This window comes from Streptomyces sp. NPDC005899, assembly GCF_040629645.1.
In the GTDB taxonomy this organism is placed as follows: Bacteria; Actinomycetota; Actinomycetes; order Streptomycetales; family Streptomycetaceae; genus Streptomyces.
Genome location: NZ_JBEXWB010000317.1, coordinates 1 through 7,482 on the forward strand (window position 1 = coordinate 1; position 7,482 = coordinate 7,482).

7 protein-coding genes are annotated in these 7,482 nt (G+C 72.2%); 2 read left to right on the forward strand and 5 right to left on the reverse strand.

Annotated elements, in window-relative coordinates; all coding sequences use genetic code 11:
- Nucleotides 1–209 (reverse strand): hypothetical protein (locus ABZ371_RS26175; RefSeq protein ID WP_358683914.1); only part of this gene is annotated, 209 nt, incomplete at its 3' end.
- A gap of 264 nt (nucleotides 210–473) precedes the next feature.
- Nucleotides 474–1,352: a bifunctional methylenetetrahydrofolate dehydrogenase/methenyltetrahydrofolate cyclohydrolase gene (locus ABZ371_RS26180; protein ID WP_358683916.1), complete on the reverse strand. Its 879-nt coding sequence runs from the start codon at nucleotides 1,350–1,352 to the stop codon at nucleotides 474–476.
- 235 nt (nucleotides 1,353–1,587) lie between these two features.
- Here ABZ371_RS26180 and ABZ371_RS26185 point away from each other — a divergent pair, with 235 nt between their 5' ends.
- On the forward strand, nucleotides 1,588–2,193 hold the full coding sequence (locus tag ABZ371_RS26185) for a hypothetical protein (RefSeq protein WP_358683918.1): 606 nt from the start codon (nucleotides 1,588–1,590) through the stop codon (nucleotides 2,191–2,193).
- A gap of 55 nt (nucleotides 2,194–2,248) precedes the next feature.
- Here the strand turns inward: ABZ371_RS26185 and ABZ371_RS26190 are convergent, their stop codons facing one another.
- The 3 genes from ABZ371_RS26190 to purN form a co-directional block, all read right to left on the reverse strand.
- The gene (locus ABZ371_RS26190; protein WP_358683920.1) at nucleotides 2,249–3,790 is read right to left on the reverse strand and encodes a DUF2079 domain-containing protein; all 1,542 of its coding nucleotides are present in this window, start codon (nucleotides 3,788–3,790) and stop codon (nucleotides 2,249–2,251) included.
- Between the two features lie 170 nt (nucleotides 3,791–3,960).
- Nucleotides 3,961–5,514, reverse strand: coding sequence for a bifunctional phosphoribosylaminoimidazolecarboxamide formyltransferase/IMP cyclohydrolase (purH, locus tag ABZ371_RS26195; protein WP_358683922.1), 1,554 nt, complete (start codon nucleotides 5,512–5,514; stop codon nucleotides 3,961–3,963).
- Nucleotides 5,501–6,157, reverse strand: coding sequence for a phosphoribosylglycinamide formyltransferase (gene purN / locus ABZ371_RS26200; protein WP_358683924.1), 657 nt, complete (start codon nucleotides 6,155–6,157; stop codon nucleotides 5,501–5,503). Before purN ends, purH begins: the two co-directional genes overlap by 14 nt.
- A gap of 237 nt (nucleotides 6,158–6,394) precedes the next feature.
- Between purN and ABZ371_RS26205 the strand changes: the two genes are divergently transcribed.
- Nucleotides 6,395–7,360, forward strand: coding sequence for a hypothetical protein (locus tag ABZ371_RS26205; protein WP_358683926.1), 966 nt, complete (start codon nucleotides 6,395–6,397; stop codon nucleotides 7,358–7,360).
- Nucleotides 7,361–7,482 lie beyond the last annotated feature (122 nt).

Here is a 7,482-nt window from a genome sequence, read left to right on the forward strand (position 1 = left end):
GGCTGGCCGACCGCGGCGTCACGGACTCCATGGAGCTGGAGGAGTACCTGACGGAGCGCCTCGGCGCGCCCGCCCCCGGAGGGCACCGGTTCGGCCGCTTCCGCGGGTTCGGCCGCTTCCGCGGGTTCGGCCGCTTCCGCGGGTTCGGCCGCTTCCGCGGGTTCGGCCGACCCGGCGGATTTGGCCGACCCCGCGGATTCCGTCGTCACCGCGGGAGCAGTCGCCCCAGCAGGCGCGGTCGCCTCACCGGGTGCGGCTGTCCCCGAGCACCCAGCCGTTCCCGCGGGTGCGGCCGACCCCGCGGGTTCGCTCGTCACCGCGGGTTCGCTCGTCCCCACAGGCCCGGTCGCTTTCCCGGACGCCGCAGGACCGGCGGCCCCCGGTGTCCCGCCCTCTCCTGGCACGCCGCCCGTGTGCGTACCGCCCGCCGGACTCGAACCAGCACCCTCAGCCATGACGTCCTTCCGGCCCGGTCAGCCGGCGGACGCGGCGGAGGCGTCGGCGGCGGCACGCTCGGCCGCCTCGACCACGTTGACGAGCAACTGCGCGCGGGTCATGGGGCCGACGCCCCCCGGGTTCGGGGCGACCCACGCGGCCACCTCGGCGACACCGGGGTGGACGTCACCGACGATCTTGCCGTTCTCGTCGCGGCTGACGCCGACGTCGAGCACGGCCGCGCCCGGCTTCACGTCCTCGGGCTTGATGAGGTGGGGGACACCGGCGGCGGCGACGATGATGTCCGCCTCCCTGAGGTGGGCCGACAGGTCTCGGGTCCCGGTGTGGCACTGGGTGACGGTCGCGTTCTCGGACCTGCGCGTCAGGAGGAGCGGGAGGGGCCGGCCGATGGTGACGCCACGGCCGACGACGACCACGTGGGCGCCGTTGATCTCCACGCCGTGCCGGCGCAGCAGGGTGACGACTCCCTGCGGGGTGCAGGGCAGCGGGCCCGTCTCGTTCAGCACGAGCTTGCCCAGGCTCATCGGGTGCAGCCCGTCCGCGTCCTTCGCCGGGTCCATCAGCTCCAGGACGCGGTTGGTGTCGATGCCCTCGGGGAGGGGGAGCTGCACGATGTATCCCGTGCACTCCGGGTTGGCGTTGAGCTCCCGTACGACCTCCTCGATCTCCTCCTGCGTGGCGGTGCCGGGGAGTTCGCGCTGGATGGAGCCCATGCCGACCTGGGCGCAGTCACGGTGCTTGCCGTTCACGTACCACCGGCTGCCCGGGTCGTCCCCGACGAGCAGGGTCCCCAGTCCGGGGGTGATGCCCTGTGCCTTGAGGGCCGCCACGCGGACGGTCAGATCGGACTTGATCGCAGCTGCGGTGGCCTTGCCATCGAGAATCTGGGCAGTCATGACACCCATCCTCGCGGATGACCCCGCTCGCATACCAATTAGGTGTGCCCCCTGGACACAAGGTTGCACTTGCACAACACATTCAGCCGCCGACTGGACAGGGAGCGGAGGCCGCGACGACGATGAGGCGCGCAGCACCGCGGGCAGTGTCGGGGGGACCTACCGTTCAGATCGCGCAGCTCTCCTCCGCCAGGACCGCGTCGTCCCCGCAGATCCACAACGGAGGAATCTCGCCATGAGCTTCGGCGACCCCAACAACCCCTACGGCCAGCAGCAGCCCTATGGCCAGCAGCAGGGCGGGCAGCCGGGCTACGGCTATCCCCAGCAGGCCCCGCAGGGCGCGCCCCAGCAGGGCTACGGCTACCCGCAGGCGCCGCCCGTCCAGGGCGGTTACGGCTTCCCGGGGGTGCCCACGGAGATGCCCGGGGGTGTGAAGGCCGCACGCGTCATGCTCTACGTGATCGTCGGTCTGCAGGTCATCGGCGCGATCATATTCGCCCTCGGCGCGGCGGCCGTGAACGCCGCCCAGAACGACGAGACGCTCAAGGAAGACGTCCAGTTCCAGCAGCTCGCCGACTACTCGGGCAACGCGCTCTGGGCCATCGTCGCCTTCTCGGTCCTGTGGGGCGTCTTCGCGGTCGTCCTCGCCGCCAAGTTCGGCAAGGGGGGCAACGGCCTGCGGATCACCACCATCGTCTTCGGCGTGATCACGGCGATCCTCGGTATCTACCCGTTCCTCGTCATCGGCCTCGTCCACACGGTTCTCGCCATCCTGATCGTCGTCTTCGTGGCGAAGTCCGACGGCGGTGCCTGGTTCAACCGTCAGCGGTCGCAGTACTGACGGACGCAGGCATCCGAAGGCCGTGACACCCGCTCCGCGCCGGGTGTCACGGCCTTCAGTCGTTTCCGGGCACCGGCGTCGTCCGCTCCATCACGACGAAGGGACCCGCCTCCCGCGTGATCCGGTACCGCGCTTCGGGGTGTAGCTGCCGGGCGTACCCCACCGGGTCGTCGATGGGGGCGGACCAGCCGAAGTCCAGGTTGAGGGCGACGACGTCGGGCGCGGTGCCGGGGGCGCCGCCGATCCAGTAGACCGTGCGGTCACCGGTCAGGTGCGCCATCAGCGTGATGTCCGTCTCCACCCTCGCGCCCACCGGAACGGCCTCCAGCGCCGCTTCGGCCGCGTCGGTGCGCGCGTCGGTCCGGTACGTCTCGGGGCGCAGCAGGTCGCGCAGGGGGAGGTGCTGGGTGAGGGCCACGGCGACGGCGGTGGCGACGGGGACGGCCGCGTTCGCGTAGGCGGCCAGCCAGGGCCGGGACGATCCTCGGCTGCGGCGGACGCCGTCCGCCATGGCCAGGAAGACCACCGGCATGAGGATCGCGCTGTAGTGCCAGACCATGCCCCAGTGGTTGGAGTCCTGGGAGAGCAGGCGCCAGCCGAGCGTGGGGAGCACGAGCAGGACCAGGGGTGAGCGCAGGGCCATGAAGGCGGTGATGCCGACGAGGAAGACCAGCATCTCGATCTTGACAGAGGAGTCGAGGACACCGAGGAGGGAGTCGAGCGGGGACACCGGCTGCCCGCCGTCCTGCTCGATCTTCGTCCAGTAGTCGTACGTCCCGGCGCTGCTGGCCGCCGGGATGAGGACGAGGACGGTCAGTGCGAACGCGAACACTCCGAAGACCGCCAGCAGGAGGCCCTGGAGCCGCCGCCCGTACACGGCCAGGAGCGCGCCGACGACCGCGACGGTGATGCCGAGGTCCTCCTTGACGAGGACCAGGGGCAGCGACCACAGCACGGCGGCGCGCCAGCGCGCCATGAGCAGGGCCCGGCACACGAGGGCGAGCAGCGGTACGGCGAACGCTATCTCGTGGAAGTCGGCCTTCACCGCTTCCTGCAGACCCCAGGAGAGCCCGTAGGCGACGGTGACGCAGAGGCCGCTGCGGCCGCCGAGCAGTTGCTGGGCGGTCCGGCCGACGACGACCGCCGAGGCGGCGAAGAGGGCGGACTGCGCGAGGAGCAGCGCGAGGGCGGAGGGCCAGACCCAGTAGAGCGGCACCAGGAGCGCCACCACGGGACTGAAGTGGTCGCCCAGTATCAGATAGCCGGGGCCCTTGATGTCGACGACGGGGGCCCGCAGGCCGGCGTAGGCGCGCACCTCCTGCTCGAAGATGCCGAGGTCCCACGAGGGCGACTGGAAGTGGCTGTACCGGAGGGAGGAGTAGAGGAAGTAGACGGCGCAGAGGAGGAGGGCCGCGATCACGTAGGGACGCAGCGGGACATGGTGCGGGGCCGGGGCGGGGGCCGCCGCGGCTCCGGCGGCACGGCCCGGCTCCGCGCCTTCGGGGCCGTCGTCGCCGGGCCGGCCGTTCCCGTGCCCGTCGCCGTCGGCGCCCCCGTCACCGGGCACGGCCGTATCGCTCCGGTTCAGATCAAGCACGATGCCCCCGCAACGGAGTCCCTCACTGGTCGCTGCCGGTCACCCGCGTGCGGTCGCTGCCCGGCAAGGCCATCCATTAGAACAGAGGGACGAGTGGTTTCCGTCGCCGGTACAGGCCGCAGGCCGCGCCCGGAAGGGGCGCGGCCTGCGGCGTGCGACTGCGGGAGACGTCAGTGGAAGAAGTGGCGCGTGCCCGTGAAGTACATGGTCACGCCCGCCTTCTTCGCCGCCTCGACGACCAGCTCGTCACGGACCGAGCCACCGGGCTGGACCACGGCCTTGATACCGGCGGCGGTCAGGATCTCCAGGCCGTCGGGGAAGGGGAAGAAGGCGTCGGACGCGGCGAAGGAGCCCGCCGCCCGCTCCTCGCCGGCCCGCTCCACGGCGAGCTTCGCGGAGTCGACGCGGTTGACCTGGCCCATGCCGACGCCGACGGAGGCCCCGTCCTTGGCGAGCAGGATGGCGTTGGACTTCACGGCCCGGCATGCCTTCCACGCGAAGGCGAGCTCCCTGAGGTCCCCGGCGCTCAGCGCCTCACCCGTGGCGAGGGTCCAGTTGGCCGGGTCGTCGCCGTCGGCCTGGAGCCGGTCGGTGACCTGGAGCAGGGCGCCGCCGTCGATCGGCTTGACCTCGACCGTGGAGGTGGGGGCGTCGGGGCAGCGCAGCACCCGGATGTTCTTCTTGCGGGCCAGGACCTCGACGGCACCGTCCTCGTACGCCGGGGCGACGATGACCTCGGTGAAGATGTCGGCGACCTGCTCGGCCAGCTCGACGGTCACCGGACGGTTGACGGCGATGACGCCGCCGAAGGCGGAGAGCGGGTCGCAGGCGTGCGCCTTGCGGTGGGCCTCGGCGACGTCGTCGGCGATCGCGATCCCGCACGGGTTGGCGTGCTTGATGATCGCGACGCACGGCTCGGCGTGGTCGTAGGCGGCGCGGCGGGCGGCGTCGGTGTCCGTGTAGTTGTTGTAGGACATCTCCTTGCCGTGCAGCTGTTCGGCCTCCGCGAGGCCGCCTTCGCCGGAGGTGTAGAGCGCGGCGGGCTGGTGCGGGTTCTCGCCGTAGCGCAGGACGTTCTTGCGCGCGTACGTCGCACCGGAGAAGTCGGCGAAGCCGGTGTCGTCGGCGGCCGCGTAGCCGTCGGCGAACCAGGAGGCCACGGCCACGTCGTAGGCGGCGGTGTGCTGGAAGGCCTCGGCGGCGAGCCGCTTGCGGGCGGTGAGGTCGAAGCCGCCCTCCTGCACGGCGGCGAGGACGTCGGCGTAACGCTCCGGGCTGGTCACCACTGCCACGGACGGGTGATTCTTGGCGGCGGCGCGGACCATCGACGGACCGCCGATGTCGATCTGCTCCACGCACTCGTCGTCGGACGCGCCCGAGGCGACGGTCGCCTTGAACGGGTACAGGTTGACGACCACCAGGTCGAACGGCTCCACGCCGAGCTCGGCGAGCTGCTCCCGGTGGGTGTCCAGACGCAGGTCGGCGAGGATGCCGGCGTGGACACGGGGGTGCAGCGTCTTGACCCGGCCGTCGAGGCACTCGGGGAAGCCGGTGAGCTCCTCGACCTTGGTGACCGGCACTCCTGCGGCGGCGATCCTCCCGGCGGTGGAGCCGGTGGACACCAGCTCGACACCCGCCTCGTGGAGACCGCGGGCGAGGTCTTCGAGCCCCGTCTTGTCGTAGACACTGACCAGGGCGCGGCGGATGGGCTTATTCACCGACATGACCGAGATGAACCTTTCGTCCCTCAATGCGATAGCCGTCGCGGGCGAGCCGCCCTACGGCCTCGACGAGCAGCGTGCGCTCGACTTTCTTGATGCGTTCATGGAGAGCGGCTTCGCCCTCCGCCGTGTCCTCTTCGGTCAACTCGACCACGCCCTGCGCGATGATCGGACCGGTGTCGACGCCGTCGTCGACGAAGTGGACGGTGCACCCGGTGACCTTCACGCCGTACGCGAGCGCGTCGCGCACCCCGTGGGCACCGGGAAAGCTGGGGAGCAGGGCGGGGTGGGTGTTCACGATCCGGCCGCCGAACTCGGCGAGGAACGTCCTGCCCACGATCTTCATGAAGCCCGCGGACACCACGAGGTCCGGGCGGTGCTCGGCGACGGCCTCCGTCAGCGCCGCGTCCCACTCCTCACGGGTCGCGTGGTCACCGACCCTGCACACGAAGGTGGGGAGCCCGGCGCGCTCGGCGCGCTGGAGCCCGGCCGTTCCGTGCCGGTCCGCGCCGACGGCGACGACCTCGGCGCCGTAACCGGCGGGGTCGCCACCGATCGCGTCGAGCAGTGCCTGCAGATTGGTGCCCGAGCCGGAGACGAGGACGACCAGGCGGGCCGGAGCGGCTGAGGGGGGCGGGGAGGCCACAACTGGGCCCTTTCTCGCGTGGTGAGGCAGGTGCGATGTGCGTGAAGGCGTTTGTGCGGTCGTACGAAAGAAGCCCACCCCGGGATACGGGGAACTCTACGAACGGCCCGACCGTCAGCAACGATACCGGCACACCCGGCGGCCCCCACGGGACGGGGGCGCGGCCGGGAGGTAGCGTCTGGGGACAGGGAACCGTCCTCCGGGCGGAAACGACGAGATGGGGAAGACGTTCACCACATGCCGGACCGCCTCCGCACCGCCTTTGGCCACCCGCTGCCCGAGCGGGCATCCACGCTGATGCGGGAACGCCGGCCCTCGTCGCCGGGCTCCTCGTCGCCGGACTCGTCATCGGGCTCGTCGCCGGGTTCCTCCGCACCCGATTCCGCGGGTTCCGGGGCCTCCGGCTCCCCGGGCGGCTCCCCCTCCCGGGGCTCCTCCGCCCCCTCGGACGACAATCCGTTCGCCGCTCCACCCGAGGACCGGCCCGACCAGCCGTGGCAGCCCCGCCACCCCTCCCCGGGCCGGGGGGACCAGGGCGGTGAGGGCGGCGGCGATCCGTCCGACGACCGGCGCCCGGTCTGGGGCAGCCAGTGGAGCGACCGGCAGCCGGGCCGGCAGAACGGCGGCTTCGGCAGCCGTCCCGGAGGCGCGGGCGGACCGGACGGGCCGGGCGGACCCGAGGGCGGTCCGGGCGGAGTGCGCTGGGACCCGACCGACCCCGCCCAGCGGCGTGCGCGCTACGCACTGCTGGGCGGCATGTGGGCGTTCTTCTTCGCCCTCTTCGACTTCCCGGAGATCGCCCTGCTCCTCGGCGCCCTCGCCGTGTACTGGGCGATCAGTGCCCTGCGGGCGAGCCCCGGCAGCACTCCTGCGACCGGCGCCGGTACCGCCACCGCCGGCTCGGAGGCGGCCCGGACACCCGGCAGCACGTCCGGTGAGACCCCGGACCGCGCCCCGTCGGCGACCGCACCGGCTGCGGCGTCCGGCGCCGGCCGGAGCGGCCGGCAGCAGACCACCGCGGCCGTCAGCGGACTGGTGACGGCGTTGCTCGCCCTGGCGATCGTCGCCACGGGTTACACGGTCCAGCTGGTCTACCGGGACTACTACACCTGCGTGAACGACGCCCTCACCAAGACGGGCGCCATGGCCTGCAACGACCGGCTGCCCGATCCGCTGGAGCCCTTCTTCGGCCTCAAGGAGTGACGCGGGCGGCGCCCGACGCCGGTCAGCCGGTCCTCCCGACGCCGGTCAGCCAGTCCTCCCGGCCCGGTTCCGTCAGTCCCCCCGGCCCGGTTCCGGGTGCCCCTGGGCATCCGGAACCGGGC

Coding starts and splice junctions, on each gene's coding strand:
- ABZ371_RS26180 (WP_358683916.1), bottom strand. CDS start 1,352: ATGACTGCCCAGATTCTCGATGGCAAGGCCACCGCAGCTGCGATCAAG.
- ABZ371_RS26205 (WP_358683926.1), top strand. CDS start 6,395: ATGCCGGACCGCCTCCGCACCGCCTTTGGCCACCCGCTGCCCGAGCGG.
- ABZ371_RS26185 (WP_358683918.1), top strand. CDS start 1,588: ATGAGCTTCGGCGACCCCAACAACCCCTACGGCCAGCAGCAGCCCTAT.
- purH (WP_358683922.1), bottom strand. CDS start 5,514: ATGTCGGTGAATAAGCCCATCCGCCGCGCCCTGGTCAGTGTCTACGAC.